The organism is Pseudomonas sp. 28 E 9 (assembly GCF_900004785.1).
In the GTDB taxonomy this organism is placed as follows: Bacteria; Pseudomonadota; Gammaproteobacteria; order Pseudomonadales; family Pseudomonadaceae; genus Aquipseudomonas; species Aquipseudomonas orientalis_A.
On record NZ_CVTK01000041.1, the window covers coordinates 83227 to 101471 of the forward strand.

20 protein-coding genes and 1 tRNA gene are annotated in these 18245 nt (G+C 58.9%); 16 read left to right on the forward strand and 5 right to left on the reverse strand.

Annotation, left to right across the window (positions count from 1 at the left end; all coding sequences use genetic code 11):
* Positions 1–88 precede the first annotated feature (88 nt).
* The 3 genes from BFQ00_RS10350 to dibA all read right to left on the reverse strand — a co-directional run bounded on the left by BFQ00_RS10350 (position 89) and on the right by dibA (position 3643).
* Entirely contained in the window at positions 89–1099 is a 1011-nt protein-coding gene (locus BFQ00_RS10350) for a sulfate ABC transporter substrate-binding protein (protein ID WP_065893836.1), read from the reverse strand.
* 147 nt (positions 1100–1246) lie between these two features.
* On the reverse strand, positions 1247–1429 hold the full coding sequence (gene oscA, locus BFQ00_RS10355; RefSeq protein WP_010565387.1) for a sulfur starvation response protein OscA: 183 nt from the start codon (positions 1427–1429) through the stop codon (positions 1247–1249).
* Between the two features lie 300 nt (positions 1430–1729).
* Positions 1730–3643 (reverse strand): phosphodiesterase DibA, encoded by a 1914-nt coding sequence (gene dibA, locus BFQ00_RS10360; RefSeq protein ID WP_065933454.1) that lies wholly within the window; start codon positions 3641–3643, stop codon positions 1730–1732.
* Between the two features lie 165 nt (positions 3644–3808).
* Here dibA and desA point away from each other — a divergent pair, with 165 nt between their 5' ends.
* Positions 3809–4993 (forward strand): delta-9 fatty acid desaturase DesA, encoded by a 1185-nt coding sequence (gene desA / locus BFQ00_RS10365; protein ID WP_057725344.1) that lies wholly within the window; start codon positions 3809–3811, stop codon positions 4991–4993.
* A 188-nt stretch (positions 4994–5181) separates the two neighbouring features.
* The gene (locus tag BFQ00_RS10370; protein WP_065933455.1) at positions 5182–6183 is read left to right on the forward strand and encodes a sensor domain-containing diguanylate cyclase; all 1002 of its coding nucleotides are present in this window, start codon (positions 5182–5184) and stop codon (positions 6181–6183) included.
* Positions 6184–6297: 114 nt separating this feature from the next.
* Here BFQ00_RS10370 and gabT read toward each other — a convergent pair whose 3' ends face one another.
* Together gabT and gabD are read right to left on the reverse strand one after the other, a co-directional pair.
* Positions 6298–7575 (reverse strand): 4-aminobutyrate--2-oxoglutarate transaminase, encoded by a 1278-nt coding sequence (gene gabT / locus BFQ00_RS10375; RefSeq protein WP_065883128.1) that lies wholly within the window; start codon positions 7573–7575, stop codon positions 6298–6300.
* Between the two features lie 181 nt (positions 7576–7756).
* Complete coding sequence (gabD, locus tag BFQ00_RS10380) at positions 7757–9199, reverse strand: NADP-dependent succinate-semialdehyde dehydrogenase (RefSeq protein WP_065933456.1); 1443 nt, start codon at positions 9197–9199, stop codon at positions 7757–7759.
* 370 nt (positions 9200–9569) lie between these two features.
* Between gabD and BFQ00_RS10385 the strand changes: the two genes are divergently transcribed.
* From BFQ00_RS10385 to BFQ00_RS10440, 14 genes are all read left to right on the forward strand, one after another.
* Positions 9570–9646: transfer RNA gene (locus BFQ00_RS10385), tRNA-Arg, on the forward strand.
* Positions 9647–9814: 168 nt separating this feature from the next.
* The gene (locus BFQ00_RS10390) at positions 9815–11050 is read left to right on the forward strand and encodes a tyrosine-type recombinase/integrase (RefSeq protein ID WP_065933457.1); all 1236 of its coding nucleotides are present in this window, start codon (positions 9815–9817) and stop codon (positions 11048–11050) included.
* Between the two features lie 7 nt (positions 11051–11057).
* The gene (locus BFQ00_RS29085; RefSeq protein ID WP_139114983.1) at positions 11058–11948 is read left to right on the forward strand and encodes a hypothetical protein; all 891 of its coding nucleotides are present in this window, start codon (positions 11058–11060) and stop codon (positions 11946–11948) included.
* A gap of 135 nt (positions 11949–12083) precedes the next feature.
* Positions 12084–12263 (forward strand): helix-turn-helix domain-containing protein, encoded by a 180-nt coding sequence (locus tag BFQ00_RS27945; protein ID WP_256536199.1) that lies wholly within the window; start codon positions 12084–12086, stop codon positions 12261–12263.
* Between the two features lie 101 nt (positions 12264–12364).
* On the forward strand, positions 12365–12739 hold the full coding sequence (locus BFQ00_RS27950; protein ID WP_083227355.1) for an ogr/Delta-like zinc finger family protein: 375 nt from the start codon (positions 12365–12367) through the stop codon (positions 12737–12739).
* Between the two features lie 47 nt (positions 12740–12786).
* Entirely contained in the window at positions 12787–12978 is a 192-nt protein-coding gene (locus BFQ00_RS10400; protein WP_065933459.1) for a helix-turn-helix transcriptional regulator, read from the forward strand.
* Positions 12975–13274 (forward strand): AlpA family phage regulatory protein, encoded by a 300-nt coding sequence (locus BFQ00_RS10405; RefSeq protein WP_065933460.1) that lies wholly within the window; start codon positions 12975–12977, stop codon positions 13272–13274. Before BFQ00_RS10400 ends, BFQ00_RS10405 begins: the two co-directional genes overlap by 4 nt.
* The gene (locus BFQ00_RS10410; RefSeq protein WP_065933461.1) at positions 13271–13528 is read left to right on the forward strand and encodes a hypothetical protein; all 258 of its coding nucleotides are present in this window, start codon (positions 13271–13273) and stop codon (positions 13526–13528) included. Before BFQ00_RS10405 ends, BFQ00_RS10410 begins: the two co-directional genes overlap by 4 nt.
* Positions 13529–13994: 466 nt before the next feature.
* The gene (locus BFQ00_RS10415) at positions 13995–14177 is read left to right on the forward strand and encodes a hypothetical protein (RefSeq protein ID WP_065933478.1); all 183 of its coding nucleotides are present in this window, start codon (positions 13995–13997) and stop codon (positions 14175–14177) included.
* Entirely contained in the window at positions 14170–14439 is a 270-nt protein-coding gene (locus BFQ00_RS10420) for a DUF3077 domain-containing protein (protein WP_065933462.1), read from the forward strand. Before BFQ00_RS10415 ends, BFQ00_RS10420 begins: the two co-directional genes overlap by 8 nt.
* Positions 14432–14710 carry a hypothetical protein gene (locus tag BFQ00_RS10425; RefSeq protein WP_169863860.1) on the forward strand — a complete coding sequence of 93 codons (279 nt, stop codon included), beginning with the start codon at positions 14432–14434 and terminating at the stop codon, positions 14708–14710. The genes BFQ00_RS10420 and BFQ00_RS10425 overlap by 8 nt, the downstream gene beginning before the upstream one ends.
* Complete coding sequence (locus tag BFQ00_RS10430; RefSeq protein WP_065933463.1) at positions 14703–15185, forward strand: LasR-specific antiactivator QslA; 483 nt, start codon at positions 14703–14705, stop codon at positions 15183–15185. The genes BFQ00_RS10425 and BFQ00_RS10430 overlap by 8 nt, the downstream gene beginning before the upstream one ends.
* Positions 15178–16194, forward strand: coding sequence for a toprim domain-containing protein (locus tag BFQ00_RS10435; RefSeq protein WP_065933464.1), 1017 nt, complete (start codon positions 15178–15180; stop codon positions 16192–16194). Before BFQ00_RS10430 ends, BFQ00_RS10435 begins: the two co-directional genes overlap by 8 nt.
* Positions 16191–17981, forward strand: coding sequence for a DUF927 domain-containing protein (locus BFQ00_RS10440; protein WP_065933465.1), 1791 nt, complete (start codon positions 16191–16193; stop codon positions 17979–17981). The genes BFQ00_RS10435 and BFQ00_RS10440 overlap by 4 nt, the downstream gene beginning before the upstream one ends.
* Positions 17982–18245: the final 264 nt, after the last annotated feature.

Consider the following 18245-nt stretch of genomic DNA (forward strand, 5'->3'; position numbering starts at 1 on the left):
ATCGTCAACGATAACGCGGGCAGTCTGAATGCACGCGGTGCCTTGAAGTTTTTCGCGAGCAAGCTCGCTCCTACAGTGATCGGTGTTGTTACTGCGCCGTGTAGATCTGGTCGAACACGCCACCGTCGTTAAAGAACTTCGGTTGGGCAGTTTTCCAGCCGCCGAAGTCTTTGTCGATGGTGACCAGGTCCAGTTCAGGGAACTGTTGAGCGTATTTGGCGGCGACTTTCGCATCGCGTGGGCGGTAGAAGTTTTTCGCCGCAATCTCCTGGCCCGCCGGGCTGTACAGGTGCTTGAGGTATTCGGTGGCGATCTCGGTATTGCCCTTTTTCTCGGCGTTCTTGTCGACCACGGCCACCGGCGGCTCCGCGAGGATCGACAGGGACGGCACGACGATGTCGAACTTGTCGGCGCCGCCGTCTTCCTTGAGCGCCAGGAACGCTTCGTTTTCCCAGGCCAGCAGCACGTCGCCCTGACCGTTGTTGACGAAGGTGATGGTGGAACCGCGCGCGCCGGTGTCGAGGATCGGCACGTGCTTGAACAGCTCTTTAACGTATTCCTGGGCCTTGGCTTCGCTGCCGCCGGTCTTCAGGCCGTAGGCCCAGGCGGCGAGGAAGTTCCAGCGCGCACCGCCGGAGGTTTTCGGGTTAGGCGTGATCACCGACACGTCTTTCTTGATCAGATCGCCCCAGTCCTTGATGCCTTTGGGGTTGCCCTTGCGCACCAGGAACACGATGGTCGAGGTGTACGGGGTGCTGGCGTCCGGCAGGCGGGTTTGCCAGTTTTCCGGCAGGGTCTTGCCCAGCTTGGCGATTTCGTCGATGTCGCCGGCCAGGGCCAGGGTCACCACGTCGGCGCGCAGGCCGTCGATCACCGCGCGGCCTTGCTTGCCCGAACCACCGTGGGATTGCTGGATCTTGACGTTGTCGCCCGGGTGGGACTGTTTCCAGAAGCTGGTGAACTCAGCGTTGTAGTCCTGGTACAGCTCACGGGTGGGGTCGTACGAGACGTTGAGCAACTCGTAGTCCTTGGCAACGGCGGAACCGGCAAACACGGCACTGGCCAGCGCGGCCAGGGCATAACGGCGAATCGACGACATAGAAGCTCCTGAAAATTCTTATGGTGGCGCAACCCGGTAGGAGCGAGCTTGCTCGCGAAAAACCCAGGAGCACCGCGTTAAACCTGATGCGCTGCATTACCGTTGGCGTTTTTCGCGAGCAAGCTCGCTCCTACTGGTGGCTTATTCTTAGGCGGGTTTGTTACCCGGGTTTTGCAGGCGGAATTTTTCCTTGCGTTCGATCTGTACCACTTGCGCGTTGTGTACGGTGATTTCCACCGCGCCAAACCGCAGATCGCGCAGGGCGCTCTGGATCTCACGCAAAATGGCTGCTTCGTCCTGGCCGTCGACGCTACGTAGAGATGCGCTCATGGTCTCGCTCCTGAAATGAATAGTGCCTGGCAGTGGCGGCACTGCTTGCGGCGTGAGAGCGATAGTAGATAAGCGCGGATATTCTTAAAAATACTATTTAAGAATGTTTATATAACCAGAAAGAATTTTCTGATGGAGCGTGGGGTTGCGCGTGGGTTTTGAACCACAGCACTGAAATAAAGCCTTGTGCAGTTCCAATGTGGGAGGGGGCTTGCCCCCGATAGCGGTGTGTCAGGTCAGTCACTCTTGGCTGACACACTGCCATCGGGGGCAAGCCCCCTCCCACATTTGGACTGCATTTCAAGCCCGGATGGCGGGTGCTCGTGCCCAATTGATCTCATCGGCCGGCACCGGCTTTCCAAACCAGTACCCCTGCCCCATGTCGCATTCCTGGTCCAGCAGGAAGCGGGCCTGCTCCACCTGCTCGATCCCTTCGGCATGCACCTGCATGCCCATGCTTTTCGCCAGGGCGATGACCACGCGCACGATGGCGGCGTCGTCTTCATCCCACGGGAGGCCTGCGACAAAGCCCTGGTCGATCTTGAGTTTCTGCACCGGCAGGCGCTTGAGGCGCAGCAGCGAGGAATAGCCGGTGCCGAAGTCGTCGATGGCCAGGCGCAACCCCAGCTCGCGCAGGCGGTGCAGCTGTTCAAGGGCCACTTCCGGGTCGTCCATCACCGCGCTTTCGGTGACTTCCAGCTCAAGGAACGCCGGGTCCAGGCCCGTATCGTGAAGCACCTGGCCCACGTGTTCGTAGAGTTCGCGCCGGGCAAACAGCCGGCTGGACACGTTCACGGCGATAAACCCCAACGGCGCGCCGTCCGCCAGCCATTGGCACATCTGGCGGCAGGCCTGGTTCATCACCCAGGCATCGATGTCGGCGATCAATCCGGTGCGCTCGGCGATGGGGATGAATTCCCCCGGCGGCACCAGGCCGCGTTCCGGGTGCTGCCAGCGCACCAGCGCTTCGACGCCAATCAGGCGGCTGTCCTGCAGGCCGTGCACCGGTTGGTAGTAGACGCGCAGTTCCTGCTGCTCGAGGGCGCGGCGCAGTTCGCTGGCGATCTCAACACGGTTCTGTGCGTGAGCGGTCAGTTCCTCGGTGTACAGGGCGTAGCCTTCACGCCCCGCGTGCTTGGCCTTGAACAGGGCCGAGTCGGCGTTGCGCAACAATTGCTCGGCGCTCAACGCATCGCTGGGGAACAGGCTGATGCCGATGCTGGCGCTGATAAACAGCTGGTTGCCGTCAAACACAAACGGCTCCTTCATGGCATCGAGCATGCGCTGCGCCATGGCAGCCGCCTGCATCACCTGTGGGCAACTCTCCACCAACACCGCAAACTCATCGCCGCCCAGGCGCGCCAGGGTCACCCCGGGCCTGAACAGCCCCTTGAGGCGCTCGGCCACCAGCTTGAGCAGTTGATCGCCCACGTTGTGGCCCAGGCTGTCGTTGATGATCTTGAAGTGGTCCAGGTCCAGCAGCAGCAGTGCACAGCCACGTTTGTGCACTTGCGCCGAGGCCAGGGCCTGCTCGGCGCGATCGGTGAACAGCAGGCGGTTGGGCAGGTCGGTCAGCGGGTCGTGATGAGCCAGGTGCGCCAGTTCGTGTTCGGAGTCCTTGATGGCGCTGATGTCCGAGAACACCGCGACATAGTGGCTGATGCGGCCTTGCTCATCGCGGATGACGCGAATGGTTTGCCACTGTGGGTAAATTTCTCCGCTCTGGCGTCGGTTCCAGATTTCGCCGCTCCATTCACCGCTGCGCTCGAGGGTCTGGAACATCTGCCGATAGAAATTCGACGAATGGCGCCCGGACTTGAATAGGCTGGGGGGCTTGCCCATGACGTCTTCGCGCCGATAGCCGGTGATCTCCATGAACGCCCGATTGACGTGCACGATCAGGCCCCGGGCATCGGTGACCAGCACCCCTTCACGGGTGCAATCAAACACCGCAGCGGCCTGTTGCAGGCGTTCATGGTTTTCTTTCAGGGGTTGTTGCAACTGGTGGACACGGGCGAAACGCACGCCCATCAGGTAGATAGCCAGCGCGCTCAGCCCCACCCAGATATAGCCGCGCAGTTGCAACCAATGCGCCAACGCCCGGGGTTCATCGATAAAGTTGATCAATAAGTGGTGGCTGAGCCTGAGCCATACAATGGAAATCAGCAGGTATACCAGCCCCGCACGTAGGGCTCCTCGGTATGTAAACAGCATATGGTCAGTAATCCTTACCAAAAAACAGAATCGCCCTACGAAGGCTGAGGATTATAGAATAAGAAACATCCAGTCACTCCTATCTGAAAGGGCGGCTGGTTTTCTCTGTAGGCTTAGTGATAATGCGTGAGCTGTTCTTTTCTTTATCTGAGGGCCATACAGCCTATGTGGTACAACGGTTTTCTTGACCTGTCAGCCTGGCAACTGGTGGCAGTCACGCTGTTGATGACCCACGTGACCATTATTGGGGTCACGGTCTATCTGCACCGTTATTCAGCCCATCGCTCGCTCGAGCTCAATGCCGGCCTGAAACACTTCTTCCGCTTCTGGCTGTGGCTGACCACGGCGCAGAACACCCGCGAGTGGACCGCTATCCACCGCAAGCACCACGCCAAATGCGAAACCGTCGATGACCCCCACAGCCCGGTGATCAAGGGCCTGTCCACCGTGCTGCGCAAAGGTGCCGAGCTGTACCGCGCCGAGGCGGAAAACCCCGAGACCCTGCGCATCTACGGCAAGAACTGCCCGGACGACTGGATCGAACGCAACCTCTACACGCGCTTCCCGTTGCTGGGCGTGGCGCTCATGGGCGTAATCGACCTGCTGCTGTTCGGCACCATCGGCATCACCATCTGGGCGATCCAGATGATGTGGATCCCGTTCTGGGCCGCGGGCGTGATCAACGGCCTGGGGCATGCCGTGGGCTATCGCAACTTCGAATGCCGCGATGCGGCCACCAACCTGGTGCCGTGGGGCATCATCGTCGGCGGTGAAGAGCTGCACAACAACCATCACACCTACCCCAACTCGGCCAAGCTGTCGGTCAAGAAATGGGAGTTCGACCTGGGCTGGGCCTGGATCAAGGTGTTCAGCTTCCTGCGCCTGGCCAAGGTGCAGCGCGTCGCACCGATCGCCCACCGCGTCGAAGGCAAGGGCCATCTGGACATGGACACCGCCATGGCGATCCTCAACAACCGCTTCCAGATCATGGCCCAATACCGCAAATTGGTCATTGGCCCGCTGGTCAAGCAGGAGCTGGAGAAAGTCGATCACTCGGTCCGCCACCAGTTCCACCGCGCCAAGCGCCTGTTGTCGCGGGAAACCAGCCTGCTGAGCGATCGCCACCATGTGCGCATCCAAAGCATGCTGGAGCACAGCCAGGCACTGAGCGTGATCTACGAGAAGCGTCTGGCGCTGCAGCAGATCTGGCTCAAGACCAGCACCAACGGCCACGACATGCTCGCGGCGATCAAGGAATGGGTACATGAAGCCGAAGCCAGCGGCATCCAATCCCTGCGCGATTTTGCCCATCAATTGAAGACCTATTCACTGCGCCCCGCAGGGGTCTGACGCGACGGCGGGAGGGCTCGCCCTCCCGCACACTGGCTTTCTGACGCCATTTTCCGGGCACCGTCAATCGAGCCCGATCACGGAACTTCACCGCAATTCCCCTCTCTCAAAGAACACTTCGCCATCATGGTGACCGCTTGTAGTGACCGCTGTTCCATCCTGCGGCGCGCCCAGAGAGAGTTGTTCCGATGGTTCACGAAAAGCCCTGCACGCCTGATGTGTCCTCTGCCCAGCCACCGCGCCCGGCGGCCGCGTCGACGCTGTTGGCGCTGATGCATGCCCAGGGTGAGGTCGAGCGCCTGAGTGCGCGTGAGCAGCTGCTCAGCTCGCTGCTGGTGAGCGTGAACGCCGTACTGTGGGCTATCGATTGGGAAACCCGTCGCGTGCTGTACGTCAGCCCCGCCTACGAACGGATATTCGGCCGCAGCGCCGGTTTGCTGCTGGCCGACCATCGGGAATGGCGCAACAGCATCCACCCCGAAGACCTCGACTATGCCGAACACAGCCTGGCCCGCGTATTGGAGCAGGGCGCCGTGGAAGACCGCGAATACCGCATCGTCACGCTCGACGGGCAGATCCGCTGGCTCAGTGACAAGTGCTACATCAACCAGCAGGCCGAGCCGGGCAAGCCGATGATCGTGGTGGGCATCGCCGAGGACATCACCGAAAAAAAGCATCTGGAGCTGGAACTGCATCGCCTGGCCACCACCGATGTGCTGACCCAGAGCAGCAACCGCCGGCACTTCTTCGAACTCGCCAACCAAGCCTTTGACAGCGCCTGTGCGCAGGGCACGCCGCTGGCATTCCTGCTGCTGGACATCGATGATTTCAAAGACATCAACGACACCTACGGCCATCTGGAAGGCGACCAGGTGCTGCGGCGCATCGCCGAAAGCGGGCGTGGCGTGTTGCGTCGTGGCGATCTGTTCGGGCGCATCGGTGGAGAGGAATTTGCCGCCATACTGCCCGGCTGCGCCCCGGAGATGGCTTTGCAGGTGGCCGAGCGACTGGGCAAGGAAATCCAGGCGCTGAGTTTCAGTGTCGAAGGCCACGCGTTTACCGTGACGGTCAGCCAGGGATTGACCAGCCTGCGCGAAGATGACTCAACCCTGGACAAACTGTTCGGCCGCGCCGATGCGGCGATGTATGAGGCCAAGCGTCAGGGGAAGAATCGCGTGATTGCAGCCTGACGCCGTTCGAACTGTGGGAGGGGGCTTGCCCCCGATGGCGGTGTGTCAGCCGGTATATTCATCAACTGACACACCGCTATCGGGGGCAAGCCCCCTCCCACAGGGGTTCAGCGCTTAAAGCTCGGCAAAGCACTCTTCGATAATTGCCAGGCCTTTGTCCAATTGCTCGTCCGGCGAGGTCAACGGCACCAGTACACGCAACACGTTGCCGTAGGTACCGCAAGACAGCAGGATCAGGCCTTTGTCACGCGCCTTGGCCACCACCGCAGCAACGGCTGCGGCGTTCGGTTTGTGGCTGTCGCCATCTTCGAACAGCTCCACCGCGATCATCGCGCCCAGGGCACGCACTTCGCCGATCACCGGGTATTTGGCCTGGATGGCCTTGAGGCCGGTCACCAGGCGCTCGCCGACAGCCTTGCAGCGGTCCAGCAGGTGCTCTTCTTCGAACACTTCCATCACCGCCAGTGCGGCGGCGCAGGCAATCGGGCTGCCGGCATAGGTGCCGCCCAGGCCGCCTGGGGCGATGGCGTCCATGTACTCGGCCTTGCCGCACACACCGGCCAGCGGGAAGCCGCCGGCGATGGATTTGGCAAAGGTGGTCAGGTCGGCGGCAACGCCCATCTGTTCCATGGCGAAGAAGGTACCGGTACGGCCGGCACCGGTTTGCACTTCGTCGGCGATCAGCAGGATGCCGTGCTTGTCGCACAGCTCGCGCAGACGCTTCATGAACGACTTAGGCGCGACGTAGAACCCGCCCTCACCCTGCACCGGCTCGATGATGATCGCAGCGATATCACGCGGCTCGGCGTCGTTCTTGAAGATGCGCTCGATGCTGGCGATGGCGTCGTCGTCGCTCACACCGTGCAGTTCGTTCGGGTACAGCGCACGGAACACACCGCCTGGCATCAGGCCCATGCCGGCCGAGTACGGCACGACTTTGCCGGTGAGGCCCAGGGTCATCATGGTACGGCCGTGGTAAGCGCCGGTGAAGGCGATCACCCCAGCACGGCCAGTGGCGGCGCGGGCGATTTTCACGGCGTTTTCCACCGCTTCGGAACCGGTGGTGACCAGCAGGGTTTTCTTGGCGAAATCACCTGGCACCTTGGCCGCGACTTTTTCGCACACTTCCACGTAGGGCTCGTAGGCCAGTACCTGGAAGCAGGTGTGGGTCAGCTTGTTCAGCTGCGCGGTCACCGCCGCGATGATTTTCGGGTGCACGTGGCCGGTGTTGAGCACGGCGATACCGCCGGCGAAGTCGATGAACTCGCGACCTTCAACGTCGGTCACGGTGGCGTTCTTCGCCGATTCGGCGAAGATCGGGTGAATCTGGCCAACACCGCGTGGTACAGCGGCTTCGCGGCGTTTCATCAGGGATGCGTTGGTCTTGCTCATAAAGTCCTCATTCGCCGCTCATCGGGCGGCGTGGTTCAAGGATAGGTGACGGGGAGGCAACTACGGCAGCATGCGATGATCGACTGCCACAGCTTTCCCGGCCACTGCGAATAACGACGTGAAACACGCAAAGGGACAGCGCTCTCGTGCCCTTTGCGTCTGTTGCAATCTCTTACAGGGCTTAGATGCCCAGGCAGAGGTATTTGATTTCCAGGTAATCCTCGATCCCGTACTTGGAGCCTTCACGGCCCAGGCCCGAGGCCTTGATGCCGCCGAACGGCGCCACTTCGTTGGAGATCAACCCGGTGTTGACGCCGACCATGCCGTATTCCAGGGCTTCAGCCACACGGAACACACGGCCCAGGTCGCGGGCGTAGAAGTACGAAGCCAGGCCGAATTCGGTGTCGTTGGACATGGCGATCACTTCGGCTTCGTCTTTGAAACGGAACAGCGGCGCCAGTGGACCGAAGGTTTCTTCCTTGGCCACAGCGGCGTTTTTCGGCACGTCGGTGAGGATGGTCGGCTCGAAGAAGTTGCCTTCCATCGCCTTGCCACCGGCCAGCAGCTTGGCGCCTTTGCTCAGGGCATCGGCAATGTGCTCTTTGACCTTGGCCACGGCTTTTTCGTCGATCAGCGGGCCAGTGGTGGTGCCTTCTTCCAGACCGTTGCCGATCTTGAGCTTGGCCACGGCCACTTTGAGTTTTTCGGCAAACGCGTCGTACACCGAATCCTGGATATACAGGCGGTTGGCGCACACGCAGGTCTGACCGTTGTTGCGGTACTTGGAGATGATCGCGCCTTCGACGGCCTTATCCAGGTCAGCGTCGTCGAACACGATGAACGGCGCGTTGCCGCCCAATTCCAGGGAGACCTTCTTGATGTCCTTGGCGCATTCAGCCATCAACTGGCGACCGATCTCGGTGGAGCCGGTGAAGGACAATTTACGCACGATCGGGTTGCTGGTCAGCTCGCCGCCGATGTCGCCGGCGCTGCCGGTGACCACGCTGAGCACGCCTTTGGGGATACCGGCGCGGTGCGCCAGCTCAACCAGGGCCAGGGCCGAAAACGGCGTTTGCGAGGCCGGTTTGATCACCATGGTGCAACCAGCGGCCAGCGCCGGGCCGGCTTTGCGGGTGATCATGGCGGCGGGGAAGTTCCACGGGGTGATGGCTGCGGTCACGCCGATCGGCTGCTTGATCACGATCAGGCGCTTGTCGGGCTGGTGGCCGGGAATCACGTCACCGTAGATGCGCTTGGCTTCTTCGGCGAACCACTCGATAAAGGAGGCGGCGTAGACGATTTCGCCCTTGGCTTCGGCCAGCGGCTTGCCTTGTTCAAGGGTCATCAGACGGCCGAGGTCGTCCTGGTTTTCGATCAGCAGTTCGAACCAACGACGCAGCTTGTTGGCGCGCTCCTTGGCGGTGAGTGCACGCCAGGCCGGCAGCGCCTTGTCGGCTGCTTCGATGGCGCGGCGGGTTTCCGCGGCGCCCATCTTTGGCACAGTACCGAGAATCTCGCCCGTGGCCGGGTTGTTGACCTTGATAGTCTGACCATTGTCCGCATCGACCCAAGCGCCATCGATGAAGGCTTGCTGGCGGAACAACTGGGTATCTTTGAGCTGCATGTAGGCTTTCCTTAACAGCACCGCGCGCACGCGGAGCGAATTAGAGTTATTGAAAGGCGCCTTGTGGGCTGCCGTCAGGGAAATCAGCCTCGGTGCGCAACATCAATATATAGCGCACGGGAGACAGAGCGTTTGAAATCTCAAACGAATCCTAGGATCAATGGGGGGAAGGGGCAATAGGCTGTTCGAAAAAAAGAACGTAAACGGCGCTTTTGCCGGATTTTTCTGATCAGCGTAGTTGGCCCAGATTTCATTGCATCGTTCAGTGGCGCCCAGCGCAGGGCCTCTATACGGCAGCTTCCTACACTCAAACGCCCAAAGACCAGCATGGACGCCCAAGGTCGACATGGGTATGATGTCGCCCGCACAAGCATCCGTAGCTCAGCTGGATAGAGTACTGCCCTCCGAAGGCAGGGGTCGTGGGTTCGAATCCCGCCGGGTGCACCAAAATGATGTTTCTGGTTGTCTCCTGATGACTACGAAACGCCCCGCAAAGCCCGCCCTGTGCGGGCTTTGTTGTTTCTGCTTGTCTACCTTTATCTCCCCTCATACTGTAGCTCTGTGTATCCCACGGTGTATCCTCAGGCATCTCTAGAACCGAGGGGATACAAGGGCGTGAAACGGTCAGAAATCAAACGCAGACCACTCAGTGACACCGCGCTGGCAAGCATCGAACCCGAGACCCGGGAATATCGTGAGCTCGACGGTAATGGCCTGTATCTGCGCGTTAAGCCAGATGGCCAGAAGTCCTGGCAGCTTCGGTACAAAAACCAAGCAGCCAAGTGGAGCTGGCTTGGCCTGGGCGGCTATCCCGAAGTCAGTGGCGCACTGGCCAGGAAAAAAGCAGCCGAGTATCGCAAGGAGATCGCCAACGGCGGCGACCCTATCGCTGCACGCAAGGCCCGAAAAGCGGCCGAACTCGAAGCAGCAACAAACACATTCGAGATCCTGGCGCGCGAGTGGATCGAAATTCGCAGCCCTGGCTGGGAAGCCAGCACCGCAAGACGCACAGTCGGCGCTCTCCAGCTCCACGTCTTCCCTGTATTCGGCAAAAGACCATATGCAGAGATAACCCCAAAGCAATGGATGGACTTTCTACAAACGCTTGAGCGAAAGGGCATCCTTGAGCAAATGAGCCGCGTTCGCCGCTCCTGCAAGGAAATCTACGATCTGGCGAGGGTGACAGGCAGAGCCATTCACAACCCGCTGGAAGGCCTTAGTCGTTTCCTGCAATCCAAACCAGCCGAGAACTACGCCCACGTCACAGCGAAAGAGCTTCCTGAGCTGCTACGCGCCATTCGGACCTACCCCCATGCTTTAGATTTGCGCCTTGGCCTGCACCTATTAACGCTGACTGGCGTCCGTCCGAGTGAGCTACGCGAGGCGCCCTGGTCGGAGTTTGACTTGGACAACGCACTTTGGAGCATCCCGGCTGCTCGCATGAAAAAGCGGCGCGACCACCTAGTACCGCTGTCAAAGCAGGCAGTTAAAGCGCTTCGAGAGCTACACACGCTAAATGGTCGTTACCCGCTGCTCTTTCCCGGACGCAGTGACCGAAAAAAACCACGCAGCAATATGGCATTCAATATGGCGTTACGGCGACTGGGCTACGAGGGGCGCCAAACGGCCCACGGTTTCCGACATGTCGCCTCGACCATGCTGCGCGAAAACAACTTCCCGCGTGAACATGTAGAGGCTCAGCTAGCGCACGTTGAGGGCGGTGTCTCAGGGGTTTACAACAAAGCGATCTACCTGGAGCAACGCCGGCAAATGATGCAGTGGTATGCCGACCAGTTGGACACGCTCGAAAAGGGCAATGTCGTCTCAATAAAACTCAAAGCAACGAGCTAAATAATCGATGGCTGACTATCTACTCAAAGAATGGCTCACACTGGATGAAGCTGCTTTCTGGTTATCCGATCAAACGGGACAGACTTACACAGAGACCAGTATCCAGAGGGCGCTAAACACCTTTCGCCTACCAGCTCATTATTGGCCAACCGACAATGCAGAGATTGGCCTCTTTGCTCTGACCTTGAGACCTGGAAAGAGCGACTGGCGAACCTCTGGATTAACACCCCTGCCAGAATCCCCACTCCACCTGGATACAGACCAATGCTCACTGTCGTACGTGGTCGACGGCCCAGTTCCGCTACCAAATTACGAATTGTTCAGCGAAAACCAAGCACGCCATTTTCCCCGACCAATTGGGATATTCACACCTACAGGTGACGGCGAGTTGAACGGTTGCTATCGCATTGACGAAAACGAACGACCCGCCTGTATCACTGCGGGGAGCTCTCAAGTGCTCATTCACTTAGCTGACCTTCAGGAGTTCAAGGAGGGATTACCGCTGCCACCTCAACGCCCTTCGCACAACCTGTACATAGAAACCAGCAGGCTAGCCGGAACAAACAGGACCATTATCAGAAGTCGAAGCTCGGCTAACTGGTTTAGCTATCCCGATGCAATCAAGCAGGCTGATATCTCAGATGAAAAAGGGACCTTGCCAGTCCTGCGGGCTCTCGGATTCGCCACACACGTCATTGCTGAAATAGGCGCCCACCTAGACGCGAAAGAAACCGTAGCCAACAATCGCAAAAACTTCATGCGCGGCGGCAAACCCAACGTATCCGCTATCGCGAGAACCCTAACAAAAGTGGCAAGTGACCTTCGACACACAGGACACGGCACGACGGGAGAAGGCTTTCAAAAGTTATTGAGCGCAGCACTTCGGGAGGTCGAATAACGGATTTACGAATTACGAATTCGGAAAATCCCCAATCGTAAAAACCTCGATGCCAATCTTAACCCCGTAGTCGCAGACAGTCCTACGGAGACAAAGATGCATCCACAAAGTCCCACAGCGCATAGCGCTGACCTCATGACTCCCGAGCATGCCGCTCATGCCCTGAGCGTTTCCATTCGCACGCTAGCGGCCTGGCGCAGTAGAGGCCGCCACGCCCTCCCCTATGTGAAGGTAGGCCGCCTCGTACGCTACAGGGAAAGCGATATCGCCGACTGGCTGCAGGCCAATCTTCATTGCGGGAAGGGGGTGGATTGATGGCCGATTCAACTGTTAACCCGCAACCTGCCATAGGCGAGAGCGATTGTGAGCGCGCCTCTTACAATCGACAGAGATTCAAGTCTTGGGCGGGATCAATGATGCTTGGGCCATCCAGATTCGGAGGCCTGTTGCCCGTGAGCGCCATCCCTAAAATACGTCCACAAGTCCAAGCGAAACGCCGCTGCCCTGACTGCGGTGCGGCGTTGATCAAGCGCAGCTCCAACAGCGAGCACGCACTTATGTCCAAAACCCTGCTTGTATGCAAGAACGCAGTTTGTGGCGCCACTTTCACCGGCATCGACGAAATAACGCATCGTCTAAGCCCGCCCAGTCGACCGAATCCAGAGATACAACTGCCATATGCCCCGAGCGCAATTCGTCGCGGTGTACTCAAAGAGTTGGGCCTACTTACACACGACACACAATCATCGACCCTCAGCCACTCCCAAAACAAAAGCGAGGTACGGCCGTGAGCAAACAACTAGATAGGAGAGATAGCACGGTCGTCGCACTGGTACGCATGCCTGAGCTACAGATGCTTACGGGTCTAGCGCGGCCCACTGTCTACAAAATGATCCACCGCGATCCTACGTTTCCTCGGCCGGTGAAGCTGAACGACAGCGGCGCCCGAAACGCACCTGTGGCGTTTGTGTTGAGCGAGGTTCAAGCCTGGATAAACGGCCGTATTGAGGCACGGGGGCAACGAGCATGAGCAAGGCGATGCCAAAGCCATTCCAACCTGTGAAACGTTTGGATCTGGGAAACCGCCTGCTGCGTCGTCGCGACGTGGAGCAGAAGACAGGCAAGAGCAGAGCCGCAATCTATGCCGATATCCGGTCCGGCACCTTCCCGGAACCTATTCCAATTGGCATCAACAGCGTGGCCTGGCTGGAGGCTGAGATCGATCAGTGGATTGCTGACCGTCTGGAGGAACGTGGCCAAACACGAAAGAAAAAAGCGATGCGGGGGACGCATTCGGCTCAATTACTTTCGGAGATTCACTCATGACCACAATCACACTATCTGTCGACGGGCATTCGATCCGTTTTCCTCTAGACGACTTGCGCAGCCTGGAGACGGTTCTCCTGAACGCAGCACGTCGCCCTGGTCAGGAGGCCTTTTGCGCGACCGCCAGTGGACGCATGACAGCCATCCTCGAACTCAATACCGCCAAGGCCGGCATGACCAGTACAGCTAACCCAAGCGGGCAACATCACTTCAATGAAAGCGGTAGCGGTGCGATTCAACTAACCGACTGCTAACCACGAACAGCACTGAGTATTCACACTGCTGCCTAGCTTAACGCCGGGTGGTCTGGAGTTTTTCATGCCTAAAAAAAGACAAAACCCCGGCAAGCGCGCCAACGCTGCCAGGGCCACATACCACACCACACACAGGTCGAAGTTTATCACCACGAGCAACGGGATGAGCATTTTCGGCAGCCAGATCAACTTGCAATCTTCATGTGGTCGGGCCTATAGTTTGCCCGTCGCTGCCAATTCAGCGACCGGGTTTGACGGCCCGATCAGCAAAAGGCGCAACAGCGCCCCCATCATGATTGCAGGCGCTTTTTTTGCGCCCGCAGTTACGTGTTATGGCGGCTGTGCGTGGGAGGACTTCGGTCCTGCCGGGATCCTTTTGCCCCGGTCCGTCAACCTGCGCACAGCTGCCACCCTTATTCGTTTGACGGCGAACCGTGGCAGCTCCCCAGCAAAAGGAGCTCTACCCATGAACGCCCTCAATCCGTCCGCACGCTCTACCCGCGCCGCCGCGCACAAGGCCATGGCCTTCGCAGCCCTTCGCGCAAACTCCAGTCTTTCCACTCGTCTCAAACGCTACAACCACCATATGCACCTCGCCCACCTTGCCGCCTCAGAGCAAGTGATGGTTACGGAGGTGCACCATGCTTAAGACAACCGTCAAAACCTTCAGCCACATTCCTCTCTCACGGTTACCGCTCTTCGCTGTTCAGCCTGATGTGCCTGTAACCGATGCCCTCGATCGCACCTACTGCCTGCTTGATCTTGCCCAGGAGATGGCCGAGCAAGCGGCTCTCACTGAAAACAGCCAACAGCTTTGTCATGTGATCGTCTACCTGATCGACATGGCGAAAGCCACTGTTGACGCTTGCTCAGAGGGCATTCTGACCTCTGTGGGGGTGGGTCATGAATAAGCTCATTCCGCTCACAACAAACCCCAGCCAAACCCCTGTGCTGCTGATTGATACAAGCGCCGCGTACGCCGACATTCAGGAGTACGCAGAGCAGCGACTTTGTGCGGCCAAAGCACTGCTTTTCAGCCTGTCCTGCATGGGCATCAACCGGGCAGACGCAAAGGATGTGAACGGCATTGCAGATGCCGCCTACTTGCTCCTAGAGGACGCCAGCGACCTCTTCAATGCAGCCCGCAAAGCAGCGGAACGTGAGGGGGTACAAAATGCCTGAATCACTCAACGCCGTGCTGCCATCTGCCGACGGCCAGCCCGCAATCGACACGCAGTGGTCCGCCAAATACCAAGAAGTAATCGACGGTGGCGTTGATGCTTTCGAACGATGGTTGGCCGACCAAAATGAACCGCTGGCCAGGTGCCTAAACAGTCACAAACAGCGCCTTCCCGGCCGGATCGTTGACGCGTTTGAAACTGGGTTCTTACACCGCCTAGAACAACGGCTCCGCAGCCAAAATCCGACACCTTGTAAAAACATCGAGCAGTTCACCGGAGCCCTCGCTCTGGGAAGCCGCGCCACTGCAATGATGCGCTTGAGTCTGGAAAGCACGCTGCAACTCGCCAACAAAGGGGAGCTTCGGGCCTGTACCGAAGAAGCCGCGCAGCACCTAGTAAAAACAGCGGATCTGGCCGCGGCTATCAGCTTGCCTGACGCTTCATTCGTATCGTCAGAGGGCCTGTTCCATGACTGATAACGACACTGTAGACCTGATTCGTTTGGTGGCACTTCGTGCCCTTCCTGCTGCCCCTACTCTGCTTAAAGAATGGCTGCCGGAGGGGCGCCCAAACGGACGTGAATGGGTTGCTCGAAACGATGTCCGGGGAGACCGCCAAGCCGGATCGTTTGGTGTGTCCCTCGACTCTGGCCGGTGGAATGACTTTGCCGACGATCAAGCGCACGGTGGCGATCTAGTTTCACTTCTGGCGTACCTGCGCCAATGCCGCCAGGTCGAAGCTGCGCGGGAAATCGACCAACGCCTGGCACTCGGTTTGTTTGAGTCATCTGGAGCCCCGAGCACACCGAGCGCCCAGCAAGCAGAAGCGCTCAAAGCTGCCCGCACCAAGGCGGAAGAAAACCGACGCCGGTCCGATGCGGTACAGCAGGAAAAGCAGCAAGCAGCGACTCGGCAGGCAGTGCAGTTGTGGCAGCGCGCAAAGCCTGCTGATCGACTGCATCCGTACCTGGTGGCCAAGTGCGTGAGCCCACTCAAACTGCGTCAAATGTCTCAGGGAAAATTGCTGGTCCCTCTATGCCTTGATGGTCGCTTGGTAAACCTGCAAGTCATCGACTGTGCCGGCACAAAACGCTTCCTCAGTGGTGGCCGCGTCCTGGGCTGTTACTCGCCATTGGGGCGGGTCATCGAGGGCAGCCGCCTGTACGTCTGTGAAGGTTGGGCGACAGGAGCAACGCTGCACATCCATACCGGCCACCCAGTGGTGTGCGCCATGAACGCCGGCAACTTGCGCGCCGTGGCACTAGCCATGCGAGCGCTTCATGGTCAGAGCGTCGAGCTGGTAATCGCTGGTGACGATGATCGCCAAACGCGGGGCAATCCCGGGCGCACTGCCGCCAACCGTGCAGCGTTCGATGCCGGCGCTCTGGTGGTATTTCCAGAGTGGCCCCAACAGGCACCGCCTGAGCTATCCGACTTCAACGACTTGCACCTTTGGCGCAACCAGCTATGGGAGGCAAAGCCATGAGCAAGCTCAAGGAAAAACACGCTGATTTGAGTCTTGTAGGAGACCCAAAGGCGCCGGAGCCCGACAAACTCGACCGGCCCCGTTTCGCTGTCTATGAACACGCCTGCACGGTTGAGGGGAAGGTCTACAAGGCCGGCACCTGGTATCACAGCGTGAAGCAAAGCGGGCCGGAAGAAAAAGCCATTCCAGTCGATCACTGGATCTGTGCGCCGCTGAACGTCGAAGCCGAAACGGTCAACTCAGAAGACGGCAGCGTTGGCCGTCTGCTGTCCTTTCACTACAGGGGTCGGCGTATCGAATGGGTCATGCCCATGGAGTCCCTTGCAGGTAAAGCAGATGAGGTGATGAAGGCGCTCATGCGCCAGGGGCTGGCCATCGAGTACCACCAACGTCGTCATATCGCGCCGTATCTGGCGAGCCATCACGCCCCTGACCTGGTGATTGCCACCACCACGAAACCGGGCTGGCATGAATCAGGAGCCTTTGTGCTGCCCTCACGGGTCATTGGCGGCGACAACGTTCGTTTTCAGGACTCAGGTCGTGCAGCAAACATTTTCACCTGCAAAGGCTCTCTCAGTGGCTGGCAGACCGAGATAGCCGCACGCTGCCTCGGCAATCCAGTACTGATTTTATCAGTGTGCTGTGCATTGGCAGGACCGCTGCTAGCCAAGGTAGGCGTCAACGGTGGCGGCATTCACCTAGTCGGCGACTCATCAAGCGGCAAGTCACTCGCGCAACTGTTGGGTGCATCGATCTGGGGCAATCCTGGCACCTTCGCAGCCTCTTGGGACGTGTCAAAAGGTGGGGTAGAGATTGAGGCTGCGTCTCGTAACGATACCGTGCTGATCCTTGATGAAATCAAGCGGGCCGACCCCAAGCGCGTGCAGGAAATGGCCTACGCAATCGCCAATGGCATGGGCAAAAGCACCATGACCCGCGAGCGTGAAGGGAGGGCTAAATTGACCTGGCGCGTGCTGGCACTTTCCAGCGGCGAACGGTCGCTGTCGGAGCATGCCGCCATTGGAGGTAACGGCGCACACGCCGGCGCCGAGTTGCGCATGGTGGATGTGAACGCCGGCACCCGTACTCACCGCGCCTTTGATGATGTGCATGGCATGACAGGGCAAGAGTTCCATCGCGCTCTTAACGATGCTGTCACGCAACACTATGGACACATAGGCCCTACATTCGTTGAAGCACTGATTGAGCAGCCTAAAGATCTGTATATCGCCTTTACACAAGTCCGTGATGCCTTTGAAACCAAGAGTTCACAGGCCGGCCGTGTGGCTGATCGGTTCGCCATCATGGCGTTAGCCGGAGAATTGGCCATTGAACATAATCTGGTTGGCTGGCCTACAGGTTCAGCCACTCAAGCTTGTCTGCTGCTGTTCAACGAATGGCTAGCCCGTATGGGAGACGGCAACGCAGAAGACCGCCAGATACTGCGCGGTATCGCTGACTTCATCGCATTACACGGTGACAGCCGGTTTTCTGATGTGCGCGCCGAACACGCCAACCTCACTGTCCGAGAGCGAGCAGGTTTTTATGAGGTGAATGACGATAAACGCCTGTACCTGTTCAACACACCGGCATTGCTTGAGGCGGCTTCAGGTTTCGGTAAAGAACGGATCGTACGGACGCTGGTAGGCGCCGGAGCGCTAGCCAAGGTTGACGAAGAAACCAAGGGCAGCCGGCGGGCGAAAAAGTACCGCACGCCAGGCGGTGGTAGTTCCCGTTTTTACGTAATTGACCCCGACCTGCTTGAAAGTGAGGGAGAAAGTCAATGACGCTCAACCTGTACAGCTATCGACATTCGACGTTTTTCAGCGGGAACACGGGAACAGCGGGAACAGCCCAGCAAAGCCGTGGCTTTCAGCGTTCCCTTATAAGACATGAGAGTGGGAACAAGGGAACACAACTCTGTTTAATAGAGAGCCTCCCCCCCTACCTTGTTCCCGCTCAAAAAACGCCGGGAACAAGTTCCCTCCCTGAAAGGCCCGTTTTAGAGCCTTTGTACCCACGTTCCCGCGTTCCCACCGATTTTGAATTCA

Bases quoted from the DNA above. Each gene is read 5' to 3' on its own strand.
- BFQ00_RS10370 (WP_065933455.1), top strand. From the start codon at position 5,182: ATGGTTCACGAAAAGCCCTGCACGCCTGATGTGTCCTCTGCCCAGCCA.
- BFQ00_RS10410 (WP_065933461.1), top strand. From the start codon at position 13,271: ATGACCACAATCACACTATCTGTCGACGGGCATTCGATCCGTTTTCCT.
- desA (WP_057725344.1), top strand. From the start codon at position 3,809: ATGTGGTACAACGGTTTTCTTGACCTGTCAGCCTGGCAACTGGTGGCA.
- BFQ00_RS10425 (WP_169863860.1), top strand. From the start codon at position 14,432: ATGAATAAGCTCATTCCGCTCACAACAAACCCCAGCCAAACCCCTGTG.
- BFQ00_RS10350 (WP_065893836.1), bottom strand. From the start codon at position 1,099: ATGTCGTCGATTCGCCGTTATGCCCTGGCCGCGCTGGCCAGTGCCGTG.
- BFQ00_RS10400 (WP_065933459.1), top strand. From the start codon at position 12,787: ATGCCTGAGCTACAGATGCTTACGGGTCTAGCGCGGCCCACTGTCTAC.
- BFQ00_RS10415 (WP_065933478.1), top strand. From the start codon at position 13,995: ATGAACGCCCTCAATCCGTCCGCACGCTCTACCCGCGCCGCCGCGCAC.
- BFQ00_RS27950 (WP_083227355.1), top strand. From the start codon at position 12,365: ATGCTTGGGCCATCCAGATTCGGAGGCCTGTTGCCCGTGAGCGCCATC.
- BFQ00_RS29085 (WP_139114983.1), top strand. From the start codon at position 11,058: ATGGCTGACTATCTACTCAAAGAATGGCTCACACTGGATGAAGCTGCT.
- oscA (WP_010565387.1), bottom strand. From the start codon at position 1,429: ATGAGCGCATCTCTACGTAGCGTCGACGGCCAGGACGAAGCAGCCATT.
- BFQ00_RS10435 (WP_065933464.1), top strand. From the start codon at position 15,178: ATGACTGATAACGACACTGTAGACCTGATTCGTTTGGTGGCACTTCGT.
- dibA (WP_065933454.1), bottom strand. From the start codon at position 3,643: ATGCTGTTTACATACCGAGGAGCCCTACGTGCGGGGCTGGTATACCTG.
- BFQ00_RS10420 (WP_065933462.1), top strand. From the start codon at position 14,170: ATGCTTAAGACAACCGTCAAAACCTTCAGCCACATTCCTCTCTCACGG.
- BFQ00_RS10440 (WP_065933465.1), top strand. From the start codon at position 16,191: ATGAGCAAGCTCAAGGAAAAACACGCTGATTTGAGTCTTGTAGGAGAC.
- gabT (WP_065883128.1), bottom strand. From the start codon at position 7,575: ATGAGCAAGACCAACGCATCCCTGATGAAACGCCGCGAAGCCGCTGTA.
- gabD (WP_065933456.1), bottom strand. From the start codon at position 9,199: ATGCAGCTCAAAGATACCCAGTTGTTCCGCCAGCAAGCCTTCATCGAT.
- BFQ00_RS27945 (WP_256536199.1), top strand. From the start codon at position 12,084: ATGACTCCCGAGCATGCCGCTCATGCCCTGAGCGTTTCCATTCGCACG.
- BFQ00_RS10405 (WP_065933460.1), top strand. From the start codon at position 12,975: ATGAGCAAGGCGATGCCAAAGCCATTCCAACCTGTGAAACGTTTGGAT.
- BFQ00_RS10430 (WP_065933463.1), top strand. From the start codon at position 14,703: ATGCCTGAATCACTCAACGCCGTGCTGCCATCTGCCGACGGCCAGCCC.